Annotated in this window: 20 protein-coding genes, 3 pseudogenes, 1 CRISPR repeat array and 1 riboswitch; of the genes and pseudogenes, 12 read left to right on the forward strand and 11 right to left on the reverse strand. The window is 68.8% G+C overall.

The annotated features are described in order from the left end of the window. Positions 1-558: 558 nt before the first annotated feature. A riboswitch (SAM riboswitch) is annotated at positions 559-672 on the forward strand. Positions 673-733: 61 nt separating this feature from the next. Both QM809_RS18000 and metX read left to right on the forward strand, forming a co-directional pair. Further along, positions 734-2,035, forward strand: coding sequence for a bifunctional o-acetylhomoserine/o-acetylserine sulfhydrylase (locus tag QM809_RS18000; protein ID WP_415047230.1), 1,302 nt, complete (start codon positions 734-736; stop codon positions 2,033-2,035). A 38-nt stretch (positions 2,036-2,073) separates the two neighbouring features. After that, positions 2,074-3,239, forward strand: a pseudogene (gene metX, locus QM809_RS18005) (homoserine O-acetyltransferase MetX). Positions 3,240-3,347: 108 nt separating this feature from the next. Here metX and QM809_RS18010 read toward each other — a convergent pair. From QM809_RS18010 to QM809_RS18020, 3 genes and pseudogenes are all read right to left on the reverse strand, one after another. Then, a complete protein-coding gene (locus tag QM809_RS18010) occupies positions 3,348-3,686 on the reverse strand; it encodes a DUF3017 domain-containing protein (protein ID WP_415047231.1) in 339 nt (112 codons plus the stop codon). Next, positions 3,687-4,551: pseudogene (locus QM809_RS18015) on the reverse strand (bifunctional methylenetetrahydrofolate dehydrogenase/methenyltetrahydrofolate cyclohydrolase). Between the two features lie 49 nt (positions 4,552-4,600). Continuing rightward, positions 4,601-5,071 (reverse strand): hypothetical protein, encoded by a 471-nt coding sequence (locus tag QM809_RS18020; RefSeq protein WP_415047232.1) that lies wholly within the window; start codon positions 5,069-5,071, stop codon positions 4,601-4,603. Positions 5,072-5,181: 110 nt separating this feature from the next. On the opposite strand from QM809_RS18020, the gene QM809_RS18025 reads away from it, so the two are divergent. Next, positions 5,182-5,667, forward strand: coding sequence for a tRNA (cytidine(34)-2'-O)-methyltransferase (locus QM809_RS18025; RefSeq protein ID WP_415047233.1), 486 nt, complete (start codon positions 5,182-5,184; stop codon positions 5,665-5,667). Between the two features lie 24 nt (positions 5,668-5,691). Continuing rightward, complete coding sequence (locus QM809_RS18030; RefSeq protein ID WP_415047234.1) at positions 5,692-6,144, forward strand: hypothetical protein; 453 nt, start codon at positions 5,692-5,694, stop codon at positions 6,142-6,144. Positions 6,145-6,149: 5 nt separating this feature from the next. Here QM809_RS18030 and QM809_RS18035 read toward each other — a convergent pair whose 3' ends face one another. Next, entirely contained in the window at positions 6,150-6,383 is a 234-nt protein-coding gene (locus QM809_RS18035) for a DUF167 domain-containing protein (protein WP_415047235.1), read from the reverse strand. Positions 6,384-6,517: 134 nt separating this feature from the next. On the opposite strand from QM809_RS18035, the gene QM809_RS18040 reads away from it, so the two are divergent. After that, positions 6,518-7,681 carry an alanine racemase gene (locus tag QM809_RS18040; RefSeq protein ID WP_415047452.1) on the forward strand — a complete coding sequence of 388 codons (1,164 nt, stop codon included), beginning with the start codon at positions 6,518-6,520 and terminating at the stop codon, positions 7,679-7,681. 33 nt (positions 7,682-7,714) lie between these two features. On the opposite strand, the gene QM809_RS18045 is transcribed toward QM809_RS18040, so the two are convergent. Further along, positions 7,715-8,620: a hypothetical protein gene (locus QM809_RS18045; RefSeq protein ID WP_415047236.1), complete on the reverse strand. Its 906-nt coding sequence runs from the start codon at positions 8,618-8,620 to the stop codon at positions 7,715-7,717. Positions 8,621-8,624: 4 nt separating this feature from the next. After that, positions 8,625-9,161: a hypothetical protein gene (locus QM809_RS18050; RefSeq protein WP_415047237.1), complete on the reverse strand. Its 537-nt coding sequence runs from the start codon at positions 9,159-9,161 to the stop codon at positions 8,625-8,627. 149 nt (positions 9,162-9,310) lie between these two features. On the opposite strand from QM809_RS18050, the gene QM809_RS18055 reads away from it, so the two are divergent. Both QM809_RS18055 and QM809_RS18060 read left to right on the forward strand, forming a co-directional pair. Continuing rightward, positions 9,311-9,868: a hypothetical protein gene (locus QM809_RS18055; protein WP_415047238.1), complete on the forward strand. Its 558-nt coding sequence runs from the start codon at positions 9,311-9,313 to the stop codon at positions 9,866-9,868. Between the two features lie 10 nt (positions 9,869-9,878). Beyond that, positions 9,879-10,661: a hypothetical protein gene (locus QM809_RS18060; RefSeq protein ID WP_415047239.1), complete on the forward strand. Its 783-nt coding sequence runs from the start codon at positions 9,879-9,881 to the stop codon at positions 10,659-10,661. On the opposite strand, the gene QM809_RS18065 is transcribed toward QM809_RS18060, so the two are convergent. Both QM809_RS18065 and QM809_RS18070 read right to left on the reverse strand, forming a co-directional pair. Further along, on the reverse strand, positions 10,642-11,298 hold the full coding sequence (locus QM809_RS18065) for a LuxR C-terminal-related transcriptional regulator (RefSeq protein WP_415047240.1): 657 nt from the start codon (positions 11,296-11,298) through the stop codon (positions 10,642-10,644). The genes QM809_RS18060 and QM809_RS18065 overlap by 20 nt on opposite strands. Continuing rightward, complete coding sequence (locus tag QM809_RS18070) at positions 11,295-12,602, reverse strand: PspC domain-containing protein (RefSeq protein ID WP_415047241.1); 1,308 nt, start codon at positions 12,600-12,602, stop codon at positions 11,295-11,297. The genes QM809_RS18065 and QM809_RS18070 overlap by 4 nt, the downstream gene beginning before the upstream one ends. 116 nt (positions 12,603-12,718) lie before the next feature. Between QM809_RS18070 and QM809_RS18075 the strand changes: the two genes are divergently transcribed. Both QM809_RS18075 and QM809_RS18080 read left to right on the forward strand, forming a co-directional pair. Then, the gene (locus tag QM809_RS18075; protein WP_415047242.1) at positions 12,719-13,999 is read left to right on the forward strand and encodes a PspC domain-containing protein; all 1,281 of its coding nucleotides are present in this window, start codon (positions 12,719-12,721) and stop codon (positions 13,997-13,999) included. Beyond that, the gene (locus tag QM809_RS18080) at positions 13,996-14,205 is read left to right on the forward strand and encodes a hypothetical protein (RefSeq protein ID WP_415047243.1); all 210 of its coding nucleotides are present in this window, start codon (positions 13,996-13,998) and stop codon (positions 14,203-14,205) included. The genes QM809_RS18075 and QM809_RS18080 overlap by 4 nt, the downstream gene beginning before the upstream one ends. A gap of 138 nt (positions 14,206-14,343) precedes the next feature. Here QM809_RS18080 and guaA read toward each other — a convergent pair. From guaA to QM809_RS18095, 3 genes and pseudogenes are all read right to left on the reverse strand, one after another. Next, a pseudogene (gene guaA, locus QM809_RS18085) lies at positions 14,344-15,931 on the reverse strand (glutamine-hydrolyzing GMP synthase). A 139-nt stretch (positions 15,932-16,070) separates the two neighbouring features. Beyond that, positions 16,071-16,448: a type II toxin-antitoxin system VapC family toxin gene (locus QM809_RS18090; protein ID WP_415047244.1), complete on the reverse strand. Its 378-nt coding sequence runs from the start codon at positions 16,446-16,448 to the stop codon at positions 16,071-16,073. Next, positions 16,445-16,687 carry a FitA-like ribbon-helix-helix domain-containing protein gene (locus QM809_RS18095; protein ID WP_415047245.1) on the reverse strand — a complete coding sequence of 81 codons (243 nt, stop codon included), beginning with the start codon at positions 16,685-16,687 and terminating at the stop codon, positions 16,445-16,447. Before QM809_RS18095 ends, QM809_RS18090 begins: the two co-directional genes overlap by 4 nt. Positions 16,688-17,030: 343 nt before the next feature. Then, positions 17,031-18,402: a CRISPR direct-repeat array (repeat unit 29 nt; unit sequence GTGCTCCCCGCGCGAGCGGGGATGTTCCC). 154 nt (positions 18,403-18,556) lie between these two features. On the opposite strand from QM809_RS18095, the gene cas3 reads away from it, so the two are divergent. The 3 genes from cas3 to casB are packed head-to-tail and all read left to right on the forward strand — an operon-like array spanning position 18,557 to position 23,588. Beyond that, on the forward strand, positions 18,557-21,355 hold the full coding sequence (gene cas3, locus QM809_RS18100; protein WP_415047246.1) for a CRISPR-associated helicase Cas3': 2,799 nt from the start codon (positions 18,557-18,559) through the stop codon (positions 21,353-21,355). After that, positions 21,352-22,947 (forward strand): type I-E CRISPR-associated protein Cse1/CasA, encoded by a 1,596-nt coding sequence (gene casA, locus QM809_RS18105; RefSeq protein ID WP_415047247.1) that lies wholly within the window; start codon positions 21,352-21,354, stop codon positions 22,945-22,947. Before cas3 ends, casA begins: the two co-directional genes overlap by 4 nt. Further along, entirely contained in the window at positions 22,944-23,588 is a 645-nt protein-coding gene (gene casB, locus QM809_RS18110; protein WP_415047248.1) for a type I-E CRISPR-associated protein Cse2/CasB, read from the forward strand. The genes casA and casB overlap by 4 nt, the downstream gene beginning before the upstream one ends. The last annotated feature ends 24 nt before the right edge of the window (positions 23,589-23,612 follow it).

Raw genomic sequence — 23,612 nt, forward strand, 5'->3', positions numbered from 1 at the left:
CGGCGATCGTTCAAGAGACTGTCACGCAGGAGAGTCTCACGAGACCTTAAATGTCATCCGCGTGTAAACAGGACCTCACAGAACGGCCCACCGTATGACGCCCGTCTCACACGGGTTCACCGGACCGAAACACGCAGGTCGGAAGCCGCCTGCCGAGAACGCCGGGCCGATCGCCGAAGCCTCCGAGCGGCCCCTCCGCAGCGGCCGTCCACCTCTCCCCGTCGGCACGGTCTTCGGTCTCGACGCCGCGTCGTTCCAACCACCGGGTCACGCTCACGACGATTCGATCCCGCCCGCAGCGTCGTTCATCTCATCGCCTCGTCGATAGGGACTCCTTCGCTTCCGGTGGATCCGGACGTCGCCGACCGCACACGCGCCCCGCGAGCACCCACCCCTCCACCATATGACTTGAATCACATCGACGGTAGTCCTCGGAGTGAGATCACGACACCGATCGAATCGGGGCGATACCACGGCTGAACAGGTGCGACCGGGGTTTTACTCACGACGGCATGAGTGTTTCCGGGGCCGGACCGGGGTGCTATATCCTCAATGACAGGTCATGAGCATCAGCGCCAAGCCCCGGCTCGCTGATCGGCAACCCTCCACCGCGGTGGGGTGCTCCGGGTGATGACCTGGTCTTTACCCGAAAAGTATCGACAAGCGCGGGTCCGATGGTCGGACCCTCCCCGGGCGACGGCGCCCGGCCGACCGAGAGAAAGAGCTGACGTCCATGTCTGACGCCAACGAGTGGAGTTTCGAGACCCTTCAGGTCCATGCCGGCCAGGTGGTCGGCGACACCAAGGCTCGAGCCCTGCCGATCTACCAGACCACGTCGTACGTCTTCGACGACACCGACCACGCCGCGAACCTGTTCGCGCTGGCCGAACCGGGCAACATCTACACCCGGATCATGAATCCGACGCAGGACACCGTCGAGAACCGTCTCGCGGCCCTCGGCGGCGGCGTCGCCGCGCTGCTCGTGTCGTCCGGCCAGGCCGCGACGACCTACGCGATCCAGAACATCGTCGAGGCCGGCGGCCACGTCGTCTCGAGCCCGCGCATCTACGGCGGCACCTACAACCTCTTCCACTACACCCTGCCGAAGTTCGGCATCGAGGTGTCGTTCGTGGAGGACCCCGACGACCTCGAGTCGTGGAAGGCCGCCGTCAAGCCGAACACCCGCGCGCTCTTCGGCGAGACCATCTCCAATCCGCACAACCAGATCCTCGACGTCGAGGGGGTGGCCGGGGTCGCGCACGACGCCGGGCTGCCGCTGATCGTCGACAACACCGTCGCCACCCCGTACCTGTTCAACCCGATCGCCCACGGCGCCGACATCGTCGTGCATTCGGCCACCAAGTACATCGGCGGCCACGGCACCGCGATCGGCGGCGTCATCATCGACGGAGGCAACTTCGACTGGCGCGTCCAGCGCGACGGCGAGGACCTGTTCCCCGGCTTCACCCGGCCCGACCACAGCTACGGCGGCGTCGTGATCGCCGACCTCGGCGCCCCCGCCTACGCGCTCAAGGCCCGCATCCAGCTGCTCCGCGACACCGGTTCGGCGATCTCGCCGTTCAACGCCTTCCTGCTGGCTCAGGGCATCGAGACCCTGAGCCTGCGCGTGGAGCGCCACGTCGCGAACGCGCAGAAGGTCGCCGAGTTCCTCGAGGCGCATCCGCAGGTCGCCTCCGTCTCGTACGCCGGTTTGAAGTCGTCTCCGTACTACGAGATCGGCCAGCGTCTCCTGCCCAAGGGCCAGGGTGCGGTGCTCGGTTTCGAGATCGACGGCGGCGTCGAGGCCGGCAAGAGCTTCGTCAACGCGCTGGAGCTGCACAGCCACGTCGCCAACATCGGCGACGTCCGCTCGCTGGTGATCCACCCGGCGTCGACCACCCACAGCCAGCTGTCCCCGGAGGAGCAGCTCGCGGCCGGCGTCACGCCGGGTCTGGTGCGTCTGGCCGTCGGCATCGAGAACATCGACGACATCCTGGCCGACCTGGCCAAGGGTTTCGCGGCGGCGAAGGCCTGAGGACGCATGATGGATCGTCGTTCGGACGGAGGCGAACCGTGTCGTTGAGTTGTGACGCGACCGCCACGATCAGCGGCGCCGACTGGACCTCGGGTCCGGACGGCGTCTCGATCGCCGTGCCGATCGGCGATCTGGCTCTCGAAGTCGGGGCGGCGGCTCGAGGACGTGACGGTCGACTTCCAGCGATGGGGCACCCCCGACGCCGACCGGAGCAACATCGTCCTCGCGCTGCACGCCCTGACCGGGAACTCCCACGTCACCGGCCCGCCGCAGGGCCGGTTCACGATGGCCGGCTGGTGGGACGGCCTGATCGGCCCCGGCTGCGCCGTCGACACCGACGAGTGGTGCGTCGTGGCGCCGAACGCCGTCGGGGGCTGCTACGGCTCCACCGGACCGGGTTCCACCGCGCCCGACGGACGGCCGTGGGGCGGCCGGTTCCCCCGACTCACCGTGCGCGACCTCGTCGAGGCCGAGCGCCGTGCCTTCGAGGCCATCGGTGTGACCCGCTTCGCCGCGGTCGCCGGCGGATCGATGGGCGGTGCACGGGCCCTGGAATGGCTCGTCTCGCATCCCGACCGGCATCGGTGCGGGACTGGTCCTGGCGGTGGGCGCCCGCGCCTCCGCCGACCAGATCGGCATCCAGTCGACGCAGATCGCGGCCATCACCGCCGACCCCGACTGGCAGGACGGCGACTACTACGGCACCGATCGCGCACCGATGACCGGCATGGGCATCGCCCGCCGGATCGCTCACCTGAGTTACCGCTACGACCGGGAACTGGACGAACGGTTCGAGAACTCCCCGCAGGGCGAGGAGAACCCGTTGGTCGACGGCCGCTACTCGGTGCAGAGCTACCTGGACCACCAGGCCAAGAAGCTCAGCACCCGCTTCGACCCGGGCAGCTACGTCGCGCTGACGCACGTCCTCAACAGTCACGACGTCGGGCGCGGGCGCGGCGGCGTCACCGCCGCACTGGGCTCCTGCCGGGTTCCGACCGTCGTCGGCGGCATCGACTCGGACCGGCTGTACCCGCTGTATCAGCAGGACGAGATCGCCACCGGTCTCGGCGACTGCGTCGGCGGCCTGCAGGTGGTGCACTCCGGCGCCGGCCACGACGGCTTCCTCACCGAGACCGAACCGATCGCCGACCTGCTCGCCACGACGATGGACCTGGCCCGCGCGGCGCGCGCAGCGCACTCGTAGGACCGCCGCTCTCCCACCGCGCCCTGAGCCGCACGCGAGCGCAGCGAGTCTGCGTGTCGAAGGGCCGACGCGGTGTCGACGTCGACGGAGCCGCGCGCGGCGTGCCGTCTACAGCTGGTCGCCGGTCCCCAGCGAGTCGATCGAGATCGCCAACCAGATCACCAGCGCACCCGTCGACGCCATCCAGGCGATGTCGAAGGGTTTGCTCCGCACCTGAAGCAGGCCGGCGCCGTCGTTCGACAGCATCGCGCGGATGATCGCGCCGATCACGAACGCACCCCCGAAGATGACGCCGCCGCGACGCCAACGGTCCACGAGGACGAAGACCGCCGCGACCGCGACGATGACGAGCACCACGAGGAACGGGAGCTGCCGCACCAGGCGATACTGCATCGCGCGTTGCCGCAGCCGAGCCCGTCGAGTCGTCTCGACCTCGAAGACCGTCACTTACGCGCCTGCCGCCGCCAGTTGGCGCTCGGCCCGTTCCACCACGTTGACCAGCAGGAAGGCGCGGGTCAGCGGGCCGACGCCGCCGGGGTTCGGCGACACCGCGCCGGCCACCTCCCACACGTCCGGGTGCACGTCGCCGGTCAGACCCGCCTCGGTGCGGCTGACGCCGACGTCGATCACGGCGGCGCCGGGCTTCACCATGTCGGCGGTGATCGAGATGCGGCACGCCCGCGGCGCCCACGACGATGTCGGCGCGTCGCACCTCGGCGGCCAGATCGCGGGTGCCGGTGTGGCACAGCGTCACGGTGCTGTTCTCGCTGCGACGGGTCAGCAGGAGTCCGATGGGGCGGCCGATGGTGACACCGCGGCCGACCACCGTCACGTGCGCGCCGTCGAGCGGGACGTCGTACCGGCGCAGCAGATGGATCACGCCGCGCGGCGTGCACGGCAGCGTCGACTCCTCACCGAGCACCAGCCGGCCGAGGTTGATCGGGTGGAGACCGTCGGCGTCCTTCTCCGGCGCGATCCGCTCCAGTGCGGCGTTCTCGTCGAGGTGCTTCGGGAGCGGGAGCTGCACGATGTAGCCGGTGCACGCCGGATCGTCGTTGAGCTCGTCGATCGCCGCGTTCAACTCGTCCTGTGTGATGTCGGCGGGCAGGTCCTTGCGGATCGAGGTGACGCCGATCTTGGCGCAGTCGTTGTGCTTGCCCTTGACGTACGAGTGCGATCCGGGGTCGTCGCCCACCAGGATCGTTCCGAGGCCGGGCTCGATGCCCGCCGCGCGCAGTCGGTCGACGCGGACCTTCAGGTCGTCGAAGATCTCGTCGCGAGTGGTAATACCGTCAAGTCGAATCGCCGTCACGGTTCCCCATTCTTCCACTTCCGGAGTGCGATCCCCATCCGGGATGCGTTCAGCCGTTCGGGCACTGATTCGGTTCGCCGTACTTGACCACCGACAGGACCGCATCACCCTCGCCGATCCGGGTGCCCGCCGCCGGTCGCTGCCCCACCACGATCCAGTTGCGGTCCCACACCTGCTGTCGCGCCTTGCCGGTGGCGTCCTCGCTGCGGGAGAAGAAGACGCCGCTCTCCTGGACCTTGTTCTGCGCGGCCTGGAGGTTCATGCACAGCACGTCGGGCATGACGGCCTTCTTCGACGAGCCCTGGCCTGCGGCGTCGTCGCTCGGTGTCGCGGCGGACTCCGGCGGCGCACTCGGGTTCTCGACGGTCTCCTGCGAAGGCATCCGCGTCACGGTGCTCGGCGCCGCGGTCACGGTGACCGTCGAGACGGCGTCGTTCGACGACGAGCCGCACCCGGACGCGGCCAGCACCGCGACCGCGACGACGACCGGCCCGACCCGGCGCGAGGACCTCGAGGACATGCCGACGTTTCTACCAGGCGGGTCCGACGGTCCCGTCCCGGCTTCCGCGTCCCGCGCCGCCGCCCGCATCCGCCGACGTCCGCCTCGCGCACCGGTGCGAGAATGGGCGCGTGTCCGACGCCGCGCCCTTCTCCTGCCGAATCGTCTACTACCAGCCCTGCATCCCGCCCAACACCGGGAACGCGATCCGGATCGCGGCCAACACCGGCGCGCAACTGCATCTGATCGAGCCGCTCGGTTTCACGATGACCGACCAGCAGGTACGACGCGCGGGCCTGGACTATCACGAGATGGCGCACGTGACCGTGCACCCGGACCTCGACACCGCGTGGGAGGTGCTGCGCCCCGAGCGGGTGTTCGCCTTCACCGCGCACGCGACCACGTTCCACACCGAGGTGGAGTACCGTCCCGGCGACGTCCTCCTGTTCGGCCCCGAACCCACCGGCCTGCCCGACGAGGTGCTGAACGATCCGCACGTCACCGCGCAGTTGCGTATCCCGATGCTCCCCGACCGTCGATCGATGAATCTGGCCAACGCCACCAGCGTCGCGCTCTACGAGGCGTGGCGCCAGCAGGGTTTCACCGGCGCCGTCTGACGCCGCCCAGTACCGTCGGCCGTGGTGAAAGGAGATCTGGACATGGGGCTGTTCCGCAGGAGGCGTGCGACGACCGGGACCGATGAACTCGCCGACGAGATGACCGCCGTCGCGATGCGTTTCGCCGCCGCCTACGACGGCGACGGCCTGGACTTCGGTCGGGAGTCGCTGGTCCGGCTCGACGAGATCCTCGACGGGGTCCACCGTTCCGGCGCGCAGTCCGCCGACGACGTGGCCATGGGGGCCGCCTGTTACGTCTTCGAGGTCGCGCGGCGGGAGTTCGGCGGCCGGTTCCTCGCGTTCGACGAGCAGAATCCGGTCGTGCTCGTCGTCGGCGAACCGGAGTTCCGGGTCGGACTGTGCGCCATCGGCAAGACCCGCGGCCGGATCACCCTCGGGGCGGAGGACCACATCCCCTTCTTCTACGAGGGCTTCGTCCAGGCCGTCGCCGCGCGACGAGACGCCACCATCGTCTGAGTCCGCTATCCGATCGTGAAGCGCTTCAGCCGCGACGTGGCCCCGCCGACCAGCACCACCGACGACTTGGGCACACCGAAATGCCTGGCCAGCAGCAGCGCGACCGCCTTGTTGGCCTTGCCCTCGGTGGCCGGCTCACGCACGTAGACGGTCATGGCGCCGTCGTCAGCGGTCTCGATCAGCGGCCCCTTCTTGCTGTTGGGCTTCACCTGCACGGCGACCCGGTCGGGAACCTCCATGTCGTCGAGTATCTCAGGCCCGGCGGAACCGCCGCGTGACCGGACCGGAGTTCCTCGACCCGGTCGGGGTCGTCGAGGACCGCCCGGGTCCGCGACAGCTCGCCCGCGCATCCGCGCTGTGCGATTCTGGTCGGGTGCAGCGAGACGACACCCCTTACCTGCTGGTCGACGACGACCGGCTGCGCCGCAACATCGAACGGCTCGCCGAGTGGGCCGCCGACCACGGCCTGCGGGTGCGCCCGCACGCGAAGACGCACAAGTGCGCACAGGTGGCCGCGCGGCAGCTCGATGCGGGCGCGACCGGTCTGACCGTCGCGACGATCGGTGAGGCGGAGGCCTTCGCCGACGCCGGGTTCACCGATCTGTTCATCGCCTATCCGCTGTGGCCGTCCGAGTCCAAGGCCACCCGGTTGCGCGCCCTGGCCGACCGCGCCGCGCTCCGTGTCGGCATCGACTCCGTCGCGGGCGCGCGGCAGCTGGCCGCCAGGCTCCGCGGGGCACCCGTCGACGTCGTGGTGGAGGTCGATTCGGGGATGCGCCGCACCGGCGTCGTCCCGGAGGAGGCCGGTGCGGTCGCCGCCGCGGCTCGCGATGCCGGGCTCTCGGTGATCGGCGTGTTCACCTTCCCCGGCCACGGATACGGCCCCGGATCGGCCCGCGTCGACGCCGCCCGCCAAGAGCTGCAGGCCCTCGCCGCGGCCGCGGAATCACTGCGCCGAGCCGGGATCGAACCGCGGGTGGTCAGCGGAGGTTCGACGCCGACGGTGGCCTTCGCCGACGGCGGTGTGCTCACCGAGGTCCGGCCCGGCGTGTACCCGTTCAACGACGCCCAGCAGCTCGAACTCGGCTCGTGCGACGCCGACCGGATCGCGCTGGTCGCGATGGCCACCGTCGTCAGCGTCGAACGCCCGCCCACCGACCCCGATTCGCCGATCACCGAGCCCGGTTCACCGCTCCCCGACCCGAGTTCGCCGACACCTGAACCCGGTTCGCCGATCCCTGAGCCCCGTCGAAGGGTCGTCCTCGACGCCGGCAGCAAGATCCTGGGCGCCGACCGCCCGGGGTGGGCCTCCGGTTTCGGCAGGCTCCTGGACCATCCGGAGGCGCGGATCGTCTCGCTGTCCGAGCACCACGCCGTGGTCGAGTTCCCCGGCTCGGGGATCCCCGAACTCGGTGCGCTGGTGCGCGTGGTCCCGAACCACGTCTGCACCGCGGTGAACCTGGCCGACGAGCTGATCGCGGAGACCGCGCACGGCCTCGAGCGCTGGCCGGTCATCGCCCGCGGCGCCAACCGCTGAGCCGCACTCTCTCGACCCGGATCGCCTCGCCTCTCATTCGGCGAGCGTGATCCCGCACAGCGGCGTCCGGAGATCGGCGATGACCCGGGTCCGTCCCGGCCGACCGGACTCCGGCAACGCCACCTCCACGATCGTGCCGCCGAGGTCGGAGACGTACACGACTCCGGCGTCCTCGTCGACGGCCAGCCCGATGGCCTCGGTGAATCCGCCCGCCAGGATCTCCGGTTCCTCACCCCTCTGCCCGACGGCGGGGATCCGCGCCCGGTTCAACGTGTTGCCGCCGGATTCGGCGGCGCCGCGGTCGGTCCAGTAGAGCGTGCCGCCGACGAGTTCCAGATCGATCGGTTCGGGCAGCCCGTCCCACAGCGTCTCGACGTCGGACCGGTTCTCCGGCCGCTCGCCCGCGGGCACATCGATTCCGGCGCGGAAGATACGACCGCGACCGCCGTCCGACGGCCCCTTCTGCGTCCAGTACAGGTGTCCGCGTTCCCGATCCACGGCGACGCCGACACAGGAGTCCGACACCGGATCGGTGCCCGGATTCACGATCAGATCCTCCTGCCCGCTCCCGTCCAACCGGACCCTGGAGACCCGGTACCCCTCGCGATCACCCCAGTACAGGGTGTCCTCTCCGTCGAAGACGAGCTGCTTGCCCGTGGTCACCGTGCCGGGCGGAACGAGAGCACGGCGGCCGGAACCGTCCCGGCGCGCGGTGTGCACACCGCCGTTCTTCGCGCTGTAATCGTCGCCGCGTCGTCCGGGACGAGCCGGATCCGGGGACGGCTCCCCCATCGTCGTCCAGTACAGGCGATCGCCGTGTACGACGATGCCGTCCGGCGCCGGGCCGGTGTCGTCGAGCACCGTGTCGACCGCTCCGTCGGCGAGATCGACCGCGTGGACCCGGTCCTTGAACAGCGCGAGCGCATACAGCTTGGTCACCCGCTCATTCGTACACTCCTTCCACGCGCCAACCCGCACCCCGGTGACACAGCAGCAGTGCCCGCCGCTCCCCGGATCCGGGCGGCGGATCGAGCAGCACCTGAGCCCGGGCCGACACCGACACCGGGCGCGGAGACGCGACACCCGCCCCGGTGCCGCCGGTACCGTGCACCCCGACACCGGACCTCCCCGCACCGGGTCTGCCAGAACCGACCCCGCCCGCACCCGGACACCCCGCATTCGGACGCCCCGCACTCGGACACCCCGAGCCCGGCCGCCCGGAACCCGCATGGACACCGCCGGACCGAGCGGGCGCGTCGTCCGGACCGAACGGCCAGGGGCCGGCCCACCAGCTGATCGAGTACACGATGCCGTCGAGCCGGATCTCGACCGGTTCCGCGCTGAACGCTCCGCGCGGAGTCACCGAGACGCTCTCCCCGTCGGCGGCGAAGAGTTCGGCGACACCGCCTGAGGGCGATGCGGGCGACGGTCGGACCGGCGTCTCCGTGGTGCCGACGTCCTTCTCGTCCTGATCTGACATGCGCTTCCCCTCGCTGACGGCTCGTCGTATCGGTCGGATCGACTCGTTCGGCGGTGCAGAAGACACCGTCGTTCGAATCTCTGTTCGAGAGGGTAGTCGTGCCCTCCGACAACCTCCGCCGACGACGACTCAGTAGTAGATTTCAGCGGGTGAAGCAACGGATCTTCGCCGCGGCGATCGCGGCCCTGTCGATCATCGCCATCGCGCTCACCTCGATGGCCTGGGCCGGCACCGGCAGTCTCGGCCCCGACGCCGTCACCACCTGGAACGGCCTCGGCATGCGCAGCGGAAACGCCACCCTCGACGGATTCGCCGACTCCACGGACACGAACTCCGTTGCGCCTCTGGGGATCTGGGTAGTGGTGGCCTGCGTCGTCGCCCTGCTGGCCGCCGGTGCCATGGCGACACGGATGCTGAGCGGTGTCGCCCTGACTCTGCGCTGGGTCGCCGGGGTGTTCGCCCTGGTGGCCGCGGTGGTGCCGATCATCGTCCTGATCCGCCCGATCACCTATCTGACCATGTTCGACTACCTGTCCGACGACGATGCCGCACGGTACAGCGACCTGCTGCGCGAACACGTCCTGCAGAAGCCGACCCTGATCGCGCTCACCGCGGTGCTCGTGCTGGCGTCCGGAGCCTGCTTCGCCGCCGCGCTCACCGCACCGCGACGCGCCTCGACGTATCCGCCCGAACCGGTCACCACGTAAGTTCGAGCGCATGCAGCAGCGCCGCCTCTACTTCTCCGCGATCACGCTCGTCGCGGTCTTCGGCTTCGCCACCGTCGCGGTGCTGCCCTGGCTGCAGCTCCCGGGCCTCGGACTGAGCTGGAACGGTCTCGGTCGCACGTCCGACGAGTCGCTGGCCGCCACCGGGATCACTCCGGAACCGCGCGGCTGGCTCGTGCTCACGGCCTGCCTCGCGGTGCTCCTCGCCGCACTGCCCCTGCTGCGTTCGACGACCCGCGGCACCGCACCGGCGCTCTGGCTGGCCGCCCTCTGCGCCGCCGCGGGCAGCGCCGTCCCGCTGACCGTGCTGATCGACCCCGACTGGTTCCTGGGCGGTTTCCTGAGTGAGATCGGCGCAGTCGAATTCCTCGGCCGCGGCCGGGAGCTGCTCAACGTCCCGGTCCTGGGGTTCTGCGCGGGTGCGATGATCCTGCTGACGCTCCTGTGCGCGGCGACGGCGCTCACCGTCGCCCCGCTCCGCTGGCGGATCAGCATCACCCGCACCGACGCCTCGAAGAAGGACGCCGACCGTCCCGAGCCCTCCCCTCGATCGACCGAGACTTCCTCCCGATCGACCGAGTCCTCCCCTCCCGAAACCGAGTCCTCCCCTCGATCGACCGAGCCGTCCTCTCCCGAGACTGAGCCTTCTCCTCGATGGTCGAGCGAAGTCGAGACCACCCCCGAACCCGAATCCGACACCGACGAGACCCCGGAGTCGGCACCCGGAGAATCGGAACCCGAAGCCGACCGGGCCGCTACCCGATCTGCCGATTGACCGCCCAGCGCGTGAGAGCGTTCCGGTTCGACTGCTGGGTCTTGCGCAGCACGTTCGACGCGTGCGTCTCGACGGTCTTGACCGAGATGAACAGCTCCTCGGCGATCTCCCGGTAGGTGTACCCGCGGGCGAGCAGCCGCAGCACCTCCATCTCGCGTTTGGTCAGCGAGTCCAGTTCGGGATCCAACGCGGGCTCGGGCACCGGCGAGCGCCCGGTGAACGAGTCGAGCACGAACCCGGCCAGTCGCGGACTGAACACGGCGTCGCCCTCGGCGACCCGTCGTACCGCGTCGGCCAGGTCACCCCCGCTGATGGTCTTGGTGACGTATCCGCGCGCCCCGGCGCGGATGGTCGCGATCACGTCGTTCGCCGCGTCCGACACCGACAGCGCGAGGAACACCGGCGCGTCGGAACCGAGCGCATCGGTCACCCCACGCAGCACGGCCACGCCGCCGCCACCGGGCATGTGCACGTCGAGCAGCACCACGTCGGGCCGCTGCCCGACGATCCCGGCGATCGCCTCCGGCACCGTGCCCGCGTCGCCGACCACCTCCATCCGGTCCTCCGACGCCAGTTCGGCGCGGACGCCGGACCGGAACACCGCGTGGTCGTCGACCAGGTACACCCGATAGGTCATGAAGCCTCCTCGTGCTGTTCGTATCGTGCTCGGTCGCCCGGATCCCGCTCCTCGGCGGAGTCCCCTCCGCCGACCGGGTCCGGACCGCCGACGGAGTGCGTCGAGGCCCTCGGCAGCGTCAACGTCACATTGGTGCCGCGCCCCGGCGACGAACGCAGTTCGACGGTCCCGCCCGCCCGGTCCATCCGGGCGCGGATGGACCGGGCGATCCCCTGACGGTCGTCGTCGACCAGGTCCGGGTCGAAACCCCGGCCCCGGTCGCGGACGAAGACCTCCACCCGGTCGTCGAGCACCTCGGCGTACACGTCCACCTTCTGCGCGCCGGAGTGCTTGGCCGCGTTGACCAGGGCTTCCCGGGTGGCGGCGACCAGTGCGGCGGCCGACCGCGCCCAGGCCGCATCGCGCAGCTCCTCCCGGGTGGTGTCGCCGACGGTCACCGCCTCGATCTCCGTCCCGTAGCTCTCCTCGACCTCCGCGGCGAGCGCGGTGATCGCGGCGGCGAACGACTCCCGGTGCTGCGCCGGATCGCCGAAGAGCCACGTCCGCAGCTCGCGTTCCTGGCGGCGGGCCAGTCGGGCGACGGTCTCCGGATCACCGGACCGTTTCTGGATCAACGCGAGGGTCTGGAGCACCGAGTCGTGCAGATGCGACGCGATCTCCTCCCGCTCGGCGTTCCGGATCCGTTCGGCGCGCTCGGCGTCGAGCGCCTGGAGCAGCCGCATCCACAGGGGCACGGTCAGCAGGATGACGCCGGCCAACGTCGCCAACACCGCGAGCATCGTCGAGTTGATGCCGGCCAGTCCCGCGCCCCGGGCCGCCACCAGCACGACCAGTCCGCCGATCACCAGGAGCGCACCGGCCACCAGCCGCAGCCAGGTGACCCAGGATCGTCGTGCATCCTCCAGTCCGGTGACGTCCACCTCGCGCCAGACCAGCGCCGCGCCGCAGAGCACGAAGATCGCCGCCACCAGCTGCTGCGCCGGCGCGTTGGCGGCCAGGGCCCCGCTGATGATCAGGGCGACGACACCCAGCGTCGCCAACCCGTACGCCTGGCGGCGTTCCCGCGGAGCCGGACTCGCCGTGTCGTCGCCGACCGGGCAGAGGAACCACAGCGCCGCATACGCGAAGGCTCCGGCACCGGCGAGCGCGGTCAGCACGACGAAGATCACGCGCACCCGGAAGACGTCGACGTCGAGGTGGTCGGCGAGGCCGCCGGCGACCCCGGCGATCACCTTGCCGCCGTTGCGCCGGACCAGTCTCGGCGTCGTCTCCTGCGCTCGTCCGCGCGTGGTCTCGGTTCTCATCACTGTCGATACTGGCACGCCCCGAACCCGATCCGCCTCTCCCGAGACAGAGTTCAGGGACCTTCTCAGGGTTCTTCCCGATACCTGCCGGTCGCCGCCGGGACCAGGATTGAGTCATGAACACCGAGACCCTCTCAGACCTCTGGGCCACCCGGCCTGTCCGGCGCCGCGACGGCCACAAGGTCGCCGGCGTCTGCTCCGGGTTCGGCGCACGCTACGACGTCGATCCGACGCTGATCCGCGTCGCCTTCGTCGTGGCGACGTTCTTCGGCGGCAGCGGAGTGCTTCTGTACATCGCCGCCGTGATCGCTCTGCCCTACGAACACGGCGACGGCGATCCGCTGCAGTACCGGCGCCGTTCCGGCCGTCCCCGCCGACCGTGGGGGATCTCCCCGGTGGTCCTGTGGATCCTGGCTGCGGTCGTGTTCGTCTCGACGGTGAGCAGCGGCTCGCTGTGGAGTTCCGGCAGTCTGGCGGGTCTGGTCCTGATGGCGCTCGGCTGGTGGCTGCTCTACCAGCGCACCCCTGTCGCACCGGCCGGAACCGGTGCCGACGAGTTCGGCCGGGAGCACTCCGTTCCGGCCGCGGGCTCGCCGGGGCAGGCCGCGCCCGTCGTCGTACCCGGTGGTGCGGCCGAGACCGCCGCGCCCGCCCCCGGTTCCTCCACCGCCGAGACGACGCCCGCCCCCGCGCCGACCGCACCGCACGACGACCCCGTGCCCCCGGCCTGGGATCCGCTCGGTGTGGCACCGTTCGCGTGGGATCTTCCCGAGCCGACTCCGGCCCCGAAGCCGCCCGCCCCGAAGGTCCCGGCGTCGCCGGTCACCCCGATCACGCTGGGTGTCGCCGTGCTGGTCGCCGTCGCCGGAGCCGCGGCGCATCTCGCGGGAGCCGAATGGTTCACCGTCGGCCGGATCGCGTCACTCGCCCTCGCCGTGATCGGTGTCGGCCTGTTGATCGGCGCCCTCCAGCGGCGCCCGGAGGGAGGACATGCGACCGGCCTGATCACCCTGGCCTTCGTCGTGGCGGGCATCGTCGTCGCCTCGACCCTCACGCAGGGGTCCGACTGGTCGACCGCCAAGGGCGGCATCGGTGAACGGAGGTATCACGTGACCGAGCAGTCGCAGCTCCGGGAACGGTACGACCTCACCGTCGGCAACACCGTGCTCGACCTGCGCGACCTCGACGAGATCGATCGGGACACGACGGTCACCCTGAACCAGAACGTCGGCGAGATCAAGGTGCAGCTGCCGCCGGACGTCCGGGTCCGCACCGAATGCGACACGACGATCGGCGACTACGTCTGCCCGGAGGGTGTGGTCGGCGGCCCGAAGGACGGCCCGATCCTGACCATCGACGCCCGCATGGGTGTCGGACACGTGGAGATGAAGCGATGAGCGAGAACACCGAGAACCTGCCCGAACCGCGTCGCGCACCGCTGCTGGCGGTGTTCGGGGTCCTGGCACTGGCCGTGGCCGGCTGGGGTCTGTCCGGCGGACCGGACATCCCCGACCTACGACTGCTGCCGTGGCTCCTGATCGGTGTCGGCACCGTTGCCGGAATCGTGCTGATCGCGAGTGGATTCCGGCGCTCGGGGAACTGACACGTGTACGGCCGACCGATTCTCCCTGCGGTCGGCCGTGACGAAATACGAGGCCACGAGGGCATATAGCCCTCGTGGCCTCGTATTTCGCAGTCACCGACACAGCGGGCCGACGACCACGGTGCGGTCAGCGACCGCTCACTCCCATTCGATGGTCCCCGGCGGCTTGCTGGTCACGTCCAGCACCACGCGGTTCACGTCGGGCACCTCGTTGGTGATCCGGGTGGAGATGATCTCCAGCACCTCGTAGGGCACGCGGGTCCAGTCGGCGGTCATCGCGTCCTCGGACGAGACGGGGCGCAGCACGATCGGATGACCGTAGGTGCGGCCGTCGCCCTGAACGCCGACGCTGCGGACGTCGGCGAGCAGCACCACCGGGCACTGCCAGATCTGGCCGTCCAGGCCGGCGGCGGTGAGTTCCTCGCGGGCGATCAGGTCGGCCTTGCGCAGCAGTTCCAGGCGGTCCTTGGTCACCTCGCCGACGATGCGGATCGCCAGGCCCGGGCCGGGGAACGGCTGCCGGTTGACGATCTCCTCGGGCAGGCCGAGTTCGCGGCCGACGGCGCGGACCTCGTCCTTGAACAGCAGGCGCAGCGGCTCGACGAGTTTGAACTCCAGGTCTTCGGGCAGACCGCCGACGTTGTGGTGGCTCTTGATGTTCGCGGTGCCCGATCCCCCGCCGGACTCGACGACGTCCGGGTAGAGGGTGCCCTGCACCAGGAAGTCGACCTTCTTGCCGTCGGCGGCCTGGTCGCCGAGGACCTCGGAGACGGCGCCCTCGAACGAGCGGATGAACTCGCGGCCGATGATCTTGCGCTTGGTCTCCGGGTCGGACTGCCCGACCAGATGTCCGAGGAAGATGTCCTCGGCGTCGACGGTCACCAGGCGTGCCCCGGTGGCGGCGACGAAGTCGGTCTGCACCTGCTCACGCTCCCCCGCGCGAAGCAGGCCGTGGTCGACGAAGACGCAGGTCAGGCGATCGCCGATGGCGCGCTGCACCAGCGCGGCGGCGACGGCGGAGTCCACGCCGCCGGACAGTCCGCAGATGGCCAGGCCATCGTCGCCCACCTGGGCCTTGACGTCGGCGATCAACGATTCGGCGATGTTCGCGGCGGTCCACGTGGGCGTCAGCCCGGCCACCTCGTACAGGAAGCGGGTCAGCACCTCCTGGCCGTGCGGGGTGTGCAGCACCTCCGGGTGGTACTGGACGCCGGCCATCTTGCGTTCGACGCACTCGAACGCGGCGACCGGGGCGCCCGGCGTCGACGCGGTCACGGTGAAGCCCTCCGGCGCCACCTGCACGGCGTCGTTGTGGCTCATCCACACCGGTTGCGTCTGGCTGAGACCGTGGTGCAGGACGCCGCCGTCGCCGTCGATCTCCATCATGGTGCGGCCGAACTCGCGGCCGCCGGTGTTGGCGACGGTGCCGCCCAGGGCGTCGGTCATCTTCTGGAAGCCGTAGCGAGATGCCGAAGACCGGGATGCCCTGCTCGAAGAGCTGCGGGTCGATGGTCGGGGCGCCGTCGGCGTACACCGACGACGGTCCGCCGGACAGCACGATGGCCGCCGGATCCTTGGCGAGGTACTCCTCCAGGGGCGCGTCGTGCGCGATCACCTCGGAGTAGATGCGCGCCTCCCGGACCCGTCGCGCGATGAGCTGCGCGTACTGGGCACCGAAGTCGACGACGAGGACTGGTCGCGGGTGGTCAGCCGAGGTTTCCGTCACGGGGGACAGTCTATCGGCAGGTTCCGTCGGCACTATTCCGGACTCGCCGTCGATCGACGGTCCTTCGGCGCGGAGAATATCGGCGACCAGAGACTCCTCCCCGATCACAGCACCCTCGCAACCCACATCACCGCACCATTCACAGGAGTTCCACGTGGCAACGTGTCCCCGGAGCCCGAGCGAGGCGGGCATCGACCGTCAACAGCGATTCGACATCGAGCGCTTCGGCGAGCGCCACATAGGCCGCGTCGTATGCAGACAAGTTGTGCCGGAGTTCCCAGACACGCGGCCGAAGCCAGTCCATGGGGTACCGACTGATGTCCATGCCCAAGAAGCCGATCATCGCATCGTTCGCCTGCGCCGACGTCAACTGCTGCCGACGCTCCAATGTTCGCAGAGCACTGATCACCTCACAGTCGATCAGGTGGGGCGCCGCCAGCGGAGCTTCCCCCAGCGACTCCGGAGCGAGACCTCCCACCAGAAGTTGCACGATCGCACCGGCGTCAATGACCTTCACTCTCGCCTGTCCGCCTGTAGCGCCGACAAGATGGTCTCGGAATCGAGGGCGGCGCCCACCGCAACCTGGGTCGCCCGCACCACTTCCGCGTTGCGTCTGACTGATTCCGAGCGCCCGGCGAGCGCTGCGAGTTCCCTTCGCAAAAACTCCGAGAGAGACAGACCTCGCGCTTGCGCAGCACGCGACAGCGCCTCGTGCGTGGCATCCGGCAGCCCTCGGACCTGAACAACCCTGCTCATACCTGGACACTACCGACCCTGCATGCACAATGCACCCACTTCCGACTTGAACATGCCATTAAGATCAGAACTTGCGCCCCACACGATCACGGGCGCAATCCCCAACCAGGGATGATCCGTAGTTTCTTGTGATCGGACACCTGCTCCCCGCCACGGCGGGGGTCGCGGCCGGGTCACACATCAGGGCCCGGCCGCAACCTTTTCACCATTAAATCATATAAATCTCAAACTAGTTACTAGTTATTGGAAGGATCCTTTCCGACCCTGATGTTGGCACCAAATCGCCTCCCACAAAGTCATCCAGAACTCGGTTCGTATCCGGTATTGTTCGTGGTCAGCAAGTGTGCTCCCCGCGCGAGCGGGGATGTTCCGAGCTGGCCGAACGCGCCGATTTGCTGTCCCCGGTGCTCCCCGCGCGAGCGGGGATGTTCCGAGGTCCTGGTCGTTGGGGGTCGGGCCGATCGCGTGCTCCCCGCGCGAGCGGGGATGTTCCCTCGGCCTCGAGGCCCCCCGCGAATGGCCCAAAGTGCTCCCCGCGCGAGCGGGGATGTTCCCGTCGACCCGGTGCGCCCCCCGATCGAAGAGAGGTGCTCCCCGCGCGAGCGGGGATGTTCCCCGCAGGACCGGGTAAGAAGCCTGGTTTCCGCGGTGCTCCCCGCGCGAGCGGGGATGTTCCCACCCCGTCCTCTTGCTCGTCCTGGCCGCTACTGTGCTCCCCGCGCGAGCGGGGATGTTCCCATCGTCGCGTTCCCGGGCGGGGACGTCGACGAGTGTTCCCCGCGCGAGCGGGGATGTTCCCATCTTCCGCAGCCGGGAGATCACCTCGTCCATGTGCTCCCCGCGCGAGCGGGGATGTTCCCGGCTGCGTGCGGGTGCAGTTGTCGCAATGCAGGTGCTCCCCGCGCGAGCGGGGATGTTCCCCTGGCAGGAAATGACGGGGCGATGTGGCACGTGTGCTCCCCGCGCGAGCGGGGATGTTCCCAATACCCTTGTGGGTTGGGAGTGCGGATTAAGGTGCTCCCCGCGCGAGCGGGGATGTTCCCGCATACGGCAGACCGGCGCGGTCACGGCAGAAGTGCTCCCCGCGCGAGCGGGGATGTTCCCCAGGCCGGCTGATCGTTGATCCCGAAGATCCCGTGCTCCCCGCGCGAGCGGGGATGTTCCGGCGGGGCGCGCGCTCTCGGCGAAGAACGAGGCGTGCTCCCCGCGCGAGCGGGGATGTTCCCAGTCCGCCGGTGGTGGACTGGAAGCAGGGCATGTGCTCCCCGCGCGAGCGGGGATGTTCCCAGGCCGCCCTGGCCGGCGCCTGGTTGACGTGCGTGCTCCCCGCGCGAGCGGGGATGTTCCTCTGGCCTGACGGCATCCACTACAAGACCGATGCGTGCTCCCCGCGCGAGCGGGGATGTTCCCGAACTTCGCATGCGACCGCGTCGTACGAATGTGTGCTCCCCGCGCGAGCGGGGATTTTCCATCCTTGTTGTCCATCAGCCACGCCTTTATGGCGGGCTCCCCGCGCGAGCGGGGATGTTCCCGCGAGGCTCACTGGAGCGGCCCGTCGATCGGCGTGCTCCCCGCGCAAGCGGGGATGTTCCCGATTTGCCGCTCGGTTTCCGCATGGGCTACGCGTGCTCCCCGCGCGAGCGGGGATGTTCCCTTCGGCAAGCCCGGATCGACCGCGCCGCCCAGGTGCTCCCCGCGCGAGCGGGGATGTTCCGTATTCTCTTGCGATCGGACACTTGCTCCCCGCCACAGCAGGGAGCGCGGTCGGACCACGACTCGGGGCCGACCGCAACCTCCCAGTCATCCATTCATACTAATATTTAACTAGTTGCTTGTAATTGATGGATACTCACCCATACCATTTCGAGTATGACCCCGATTACACATCCGCCCTACGACAACCCGACCCTCATCGCCGAGTTGTCTGCCGCGGCGCGTGTACTGTGGGCCAAGTCTGACTACCTCGAGGGCATCGACTGGCTGCCCCTTTACCAGCACATCGCCGACTCCGCCGCGGTCGCGGGCACACTCTGGGACGAGTTCCTCCCGTCCGCGACCCAGCGCGTCGTCGCGGACGCGTTCGACGGCGATCACGCCCTCGCTCGGAAGATCGCGGTGTGGCTCGCTGCCAGTCACGACCTCGGGAAGGCGACACCGGCCTTCACCCAGCAGGTCGATCGACTCCGCGAAGAGGTGGAGCAGACCGGGCTCCCCATCCGCGCCAACGCCCTCGGGCGCAACAGGGACCTCCCCCACTCCGCGGCGGGATTCCAGATCCTGAAACGCTGGCTGAAGCAGGAGCACGGGTTCAAACCCAGATTCGCCGCGATGTACGCGTGCATCCCCCTCGGCCATCACGGCTCGTTCCACGCCCCCGCACCCGAGCACGACAGTCTCGACTCCCCACTCCTCGGCGATTGCGCACAGTGGCATGAGGTGCAGCACGAACTCACCCGATTCGCCGCCGCGACCGCCGGAATGACCGACGCCGATTTCGCGCTGATCGCCGGTCGTCCGCTGCCGCAGCCCGCCGCCATCATCCTGACCGCGCTGACGATCCAGTCCGACTGGATCGCCTCCAACACGGGCTTCTTCCCGTTGCGCAGCACCCCGCGCGAGCCCGATGCCGCGGCCGAGGCGATGGCCGCGCTACGACTGCCACCACCGTGGAAGGCCGCTGTACCAGACGATGCCCGACTCTTCTCCGATCATCTCGGGCTCGCCGATCCAAGGCCGCTCCAGACCGGCCTCGTCGACCTCGCCCGGACGCTCCCCCGTCCCGAACTCATGATTCTCGAGGCGCCGACCGGGGAAGGAAAGACCAAGGCCGCCCTCGGCGCGAGCGAGGTGCTGGCTACGAGATTCGACCTGGGCGGAGTGCTGTTCGCACTGCCGACGCAAGCGACCTCGGACGGCATCTTCAGCACCGTCCACGAGTGGCTGCGGACGGCGGGCGGATCGACCGACGTCTCGCTGGCCCTGGCACACGGTAAAGCACAGTTCAACGCCGAGTACACGGCGATCAAGGATCTCCGGCTGTCACCGATCGACGATCCCGACGGCCACGGCGGCATCGTCGCCCACTGGTTCCTCACCGGACGCGGCAAGCTCGCGACGACGTCCGACTTCGTCGTCGGCACCATCGACCAGCTCCTCCTCGGTGCTCTCCGCGCCAAGCACGTCGTCCTCCGGCACCTCGGCGTCGCGGGCAAGGTCGTGGTCATCGACGAGGTCCATGCCGCCGATGCGTTCATGCGCCGATACCTGTGCCGCATGCTCACCTGGCTGGCCGTGTACGACGTTCCGGTGATCGCGATGTCGGCCACGCTGACTCCGTCGATCCGGAACGAGCTGATCGGCGCGTACAACGAGGGCCGCGGGCGGCCGGCGCCACGACCTGAGGACGATGAGGCGATCGTCTACCCGCGGATCACCTGGTCCACCGACGACGGAGCCGCCGTGGTGGCCCTGCCCGCGTCGTCGCGCACCTCGACGCTCACGGTCTCCGAACTCTCCGGGTCGACCGAGGACATCAGCGCCGCGGCACTTGCCGCGGCCCGCGATGGAGGTAACGTCGCGGTCGTCTGCAACACCGTGCGCCGAGCTCAGGACGTCTACCGTTTCCTGAACACCGAGGCCGCTCAGGACATGGACACGATGCTCCTCCACTCGCGGTTCCTCACTCCGGATCGCATGGACAAGGAGCAGGACCTTCGACGCAGACTCGGTCCCGACTCCACGCACGACGATGCGGCCCGCCCGCTGATCGTCGTGGCGACGCAGGTCATCGAGCAGTCGTTGGACATCGATTTCGATGTCATGTTCAGCGACATCGCACCCGTCGACCTGCTCATTCAGCGTGCGGGACGTCTGCATCGTCACTCGTGGAAAGACGAACGACGTCCCCGTGAACACCGCACCGCACAGCTGACCCTCACCGGTTTCACCCGGAACGCCGACGGTCCGCCGACCCTGGATCGAGGTTGCCGGGCCGTCTACGGCGCATCCGCGCTCCTGCGCGCGATCGCCACGCTCGACGAGCATCTCCGCGACCACGAGGTGCTGACCAGTCCCGGAGACGTCGCACCTCTCGTGACCCGGGCCTACGAGACGATCACACCGCCGGCCGGATGGGAGGAAACGTGGCGGAACGCCGACGAGAAGGCTCGGAAGTCGAGCGCCGATCAGAAGCAACGCGCCGACACCTTCCGGATACCTCCGCCCGGGACGAAGTCCCTGGTCGAATGGGATTCCCAGTCAGTCGGGGATCCGAGCGGCGAGCGGGGCGCAGCACAGGTCCGAGACGGCGAGGACTCCATCGAAGTGGTCGTCGTGCAGCGGATCAACGGCCGCCGGGTGATCCCGACCTGGGCACACGAGTACCCGGATGAATCGGTCGATCTCGCCACCGTCACCGACGATCACTTCGCCCTGGCGGCATCGAAGAACACGCTCCGTCTTCCCGGGTTCCTCGGTTCGGACGGACTCGGCGATCAACTGATCGACGAGTTGGAAGACGACTGCATCGACACATGGCAGAACTCGCGCTGGCTTCGCGGCGCCCTGCCGCTCGTCCTCGACGAGAACGGGGATGCCACACACGCGGGATTCGATTTCCACTACGACACCGACCTCGGTCTCGTCGTCACCACCTCGGAGGAGAAATGAGCACACCGTCCTTCAACCTCGTCGACGAACCGTGGATCAGCGTGCGATCGACCGATCGCCGATCCGCTCTCGTCTCACTGCGCGAACTCTTTCATCGCGCGCCCACGATCCGCCGCATCGCCGGTGAACTGCCGACCCAGGACTTCGCCGTTCTCCGCATCGCTCTGGCGGTGATGTACCGGGCGCTGGACACCGACGAGAACGTCGACGAGATCTGGGAGTCGGGAACCCTGCCGCTCGACGAGATCGACGAGTACCTCGACCGATGGCACCACCGGTTCGACCTGTTCGACGGCGAGCACCCGTTCATGCAGGTCGCCGGACTCAAGAGCGTCTCGGGCGATACCAAGCCGCTCGGCATCCTCATGCCGGACTCCCCCGGTCCCGGGCATCTGTTCACCATGCGACACGACATCGAATCGGTGTCCTTCGCCGAAGCGGCCCGGTGGCTGGTGCACTGCCAGGCGTACGACTTCGACGGGATCAAGACCGGGGCGCTCGACGATCCTCGTACAAAAGGCGGCAAAGGTTATCCGGTCGGTATCGGCTGGGCGGGTTGGCTCGGCGGCCTCTATCTCGAAGGCCACGATCTACGCGAGACCCTGCTGCACAATTGGGTACCGTCCAGAGAGAGCGAGCAGCGTCGGGACGACCTCGCACTCTGGGAACTCGATCCACTCACCCCGGCTCCCCGCGACCTCGCGGAGATCGGGCCATTCGGGCCAGCGGGGCTGTTCACCTGGCCAATCCGACACATCCGACTGATTCCCGGTGACGGCCGGGTAAACCGTGTACTGATCTGCATTGGCGATCCGGTCGCGAAAGCCGTCCAGATGCAGAACGAACCCATGACATCATGGCGGTACAGCGATCCACAGACGAAGAAAGAGAAGTCCTCGACTCCGCTGTACATGCCACGCAAACACGACCCGACATGGGCACTGTGGCGAGGACTCGCCTCGCTCCTCCCGACGACGGAACCACCGACGGATACCAAGGGCATCGTCTCGGCACACCCTTCGATGGTCGTCTCACGACTCGCCGAGCGCATCGCCGAAGACAAGCTCCCGAATCGGTTAGTCGCTCTGGTCTCAGTGGGCGTCGAGTACGGATCCCAGATGTCGACGTACTCCCAGATCTTTAGCGACAACCTGGTAGTCCATCCCACCATCGCAAAGGCCGAAGGTGCAGCCCGAGCATGCGTCGTCGACGCTATCAAACGAACCTATGACGCGGTCTCTGCACTCTCTGGACTAGCCGGAGACCTTGCCGTCACCGACGGCGGCAAACGACCGGAAGCCGCGGAACGTGCCCGAGCCACCGCCTATGCCGCACTTGATCAGCACTTCCGTGCATGGGTTCAGTATGTCGGCGATCATCGAGACACCAGCGAATTGTCGAACGCCTGGTACGGCATGGCGACCGATGTGCTCTCCGCCCTCGCCGATACTCTGCTCGATTCCGCATCGCCGCGGTCCCGGGCGGTCCGAATCGTCGACGGGCATCCGGTCTCGGCCGGCCAGGCGGCGAACTGGTTCCGCTACAACCTCTCCAAACATCTTCCGGTCACGCGAAAGGACACAGCGATATGACCGCCACCAGCGAGAACCCCACCAGGCAGGGGATCAATGCGCATGTGGACCGCAGGGCCCGCGAACTCTTCAAAGGGATGCGGGGAAACAACGGCGCGGCGATCGGCGCCCTCGCCAAGCTGCGGCGTGCCGCGACGTCGGACATCGGGGAGGACCCCGCCGCCTGGCAGGTCGCGTTCCTCGGATTCGGTGATCGCACATCGGACGATCTTCCGTTCCCGACCGCACAGGAGACGGGCGTCTACCTGGCGCTCACCACGTTCGCTCTCCATCAGCAGTCGAAGAACGAGTCCATGCACGTCGACGGACCGTCCCTCGGTACCGCGCTGAACCGGCTCGCACACGCCGGCGGAGGAGCCGACGGCCCGAGTGAACCGGTGATCCGCCGGTTCAACGCACTCGTCACTGCCGACTCGGACGAGGAGACGCGCTGGCATCTCCGCAGTCTGATCGGTCAGCTCCGCGCTCGCAGTATCGAGCTCGACTACGGCCGACTGGCCGACGACCTCGCCGCCCTCGCGGGCCGAACCCGGAAGGGCGAGAACGAAGGCGCGGCGCGGCGCCGGGTCCAGTTGCAGTGGTCCCGCGATTTCAGCAGAACCCCGAAGACCGCCGACCCGTCGGCGACCACGAACGACTGACCTTTTCCACCTCGAACACCAGGA

Source organism: Gordonia sp. (in: high G+C Gram-positive bacteria), from assembly GCF_047600385.1.
Classification (GTDB): domain Bacteria; phylum Actinomycetota; class Actinomycetes; order Mycobacteriales; family Mycobacteriaceae; genus Gordonia.

What these genes read in the sequence shown, in the direction of transcription:
- QM809_RS18080 (WP_415047243.1), top strand. Translation starts at nt 13,996, where the DNA reads ATGAGCGAGAACACCGAGAACCTGCCCGAACCGCGTCGCGCACCGCTG.
- QM809_RS18020 (WP_415047232.1), bottom strand. Translation starts at nt 5,071, where the DNA reads ATGTCCTCGAGGTCCTCGCGCCGGGTCGGGCCGGTCGTCGTCGCGGTC.
- casB (WP_415047248.1), top strand. Translation starts at nt 22,944, where the DNA reads ATGACCGCCACCAGCGAGAACCCCACCAGGCAGGGGATCAATGCGCAT.
- QM809_RS18050 (WP_415047237.1), bottom strand. Translation starts at nt 9,161, where the DNA reads ATGTCAGATCAGGACGAGAAGGACGTCGGCACCACGGAGACGCCGGTC.
- QM809_RS18060 (WP_415047239.1), top strand. Translation starts at nt 9,879, where the DNA reads ATGCAGCAGCGCCGCCTCTACTTCTCCGCGATCACGCTCGTCGCGGTC.
- QM809_RS18075 (WP_415047242.1), top strand. Translation starts at nt 12,719, where the DNA reads ATGAACACCGAGACCCTCTCAGACCTCTGGGCCACCCGGCCTGTCCGG.
- QM809_RS18035 (WP_415047235.1), bottom strand. Translation starts at nt 6,383, where the DNA reads ATGGAGGTTCCCGACCGGGTCGCCGTGCAGGTGAAGCCCAACAGCAAG.
- QM809_RS18095 (WP_415047245.1), bottom strand. Translation starts at nt 16,687, where the DNA reads ATGAGCAGGGTTGTTCAGGTCCGAGGGCTGCCGGATGCCACGCACGAG.
- QM809_RS18070 (WP_415047241.1), bottom strand. Translation starts at nt 12,602, where the DNA reads ATGAGAACCGAGACCACGCGCGGACGAGCGCAGGAGACGACGCCGAGA.
- QM809_RS18000 (WP_415047230.1), top strand. Translation starts at nt 734, where the DNA reads ATGTCTGACGCCAACGAGTGGAGTTTCGAGACCCTTCAGGTCCATGCC.
- cas3 (WP_415047246.1), top strand. Translation starts at nt 18,557, where the DNA reads ATGACCCCGATTACACATCCGCCCTACGACAACCCGACCCTCATCGCC.
- casA (WP_415047247.1), top strand. Translation starts at nt 21,352, where the DNA reads ATGAGCACACCGTCCTTCAACCTCGTCGACGAACCGTGGATCAGCGTG.
- QM809_RS18065 (WP_415047240.1), bottom strand. Translation starts at nt 11,298, where the DNA reads ATGACCTATCGGGTGTACCTGGTCGACGACCACGCGGTGTTCCGGTCC.